Consider the following 929-nt stretch of genomic DNA (forward strand, 5'->3'; position numbering starts at 1 on the left):
CGCAACGCGTGGCATTTTTACTATGCGTTGGTTTTAGTGTTTAAGGTGGTATGCGGCGGCCTTTGTATTGCGTTGCTCACACCTTAACAGGGCGTTATATTCATTTGGAGAATTACGTGTTAACTAAAAAGAGTACTTTAAAAGAAAAAAAGATAGACCTGCACGCCTTCAAAGAAAGAACAGAGTATGAACTTAAATACTTGAGAAGCTACGTGGTTGATATAAGTGAAGCTATTTCAGAAAAAGGCGAATCTTTGGAGCAAAGTATGATTGCCGATATAGATAGCAGTCCAGATGATGAAGAGATTTTGGTCGACTTATTCAACAAAGAAATTTCAAAGCTAAAAAGTTATTTCTATCACTCGTCAATCGTTCTTGTTTATACATTACTTGAAAGTACACTTTCCCATTTAACAACTGAAATTAAGAACTGTACTAACAGCAAGTTGGCGCTTCAGGATCTAAATGATAACAACATAATTCGTAAGTCCATTAAATTTATCGACTTGATCTGTAGTGTTGACCTCAAGAATGAGAAGAAACTGTATGACCGAATCTGTGAATTTCAACAGCTCAGAAACCAAATAGTCCACCAGAATTCACGAGTTAAAGGTCAGGATGAAAAGTCTTTGAAAAAAAATGCTATAGCTCTAAAAGCAACGTTTCCAATGATTGAGATTAACGAGGATTCATGGGATTTTCATATTACAGAGAGTTCACTGATTGAAGAATTAGTTAATGTCGTTGATGCGTTTATAGCTGTCGCAATCGAAGATATAGAAAAGCAGGTCTTTATCGTTCAATCATGAATATAACAAGGCATTTAAGATGGATTCTGTAGTTGACCCGATCTAATGGACACCTTCAATTGTAATTGGAGGTGATTATGCCAGCTTATAAATCAGGTAAAAAAACTCAACAATATCTTA

Annotated in this window: 1 protein-coding gene; it reads left to right on the top strand. The window is 35.5% G+C overall.

Annotation, left to right across the window (positions count from 1 at the left end):
* Positions 1 to 116 precede the first annotated feature (116 nt).
* Complete coding sequence (locus IQO02_RS08435; protein WP_055319299.1) at positions 117 to 809, top strand: hypothetical protein; 693 nt, start codon at positions 117 to 119, stop codon at positions 807 to 809.
* Positions 810 to 929: the final 120 nt, after the last annotated feature.

This window comes from Vibrio sp. OPT24, from assembly GCF_015163545.1.
In the GTDB taxonomy this organism is placed as follows: Bacteria; Pseudomonadota; Gammaproteobacteria; order Enterobacterales; family Vibrionaceae; genus Vibrio; species Vibrio cyclitrophicus.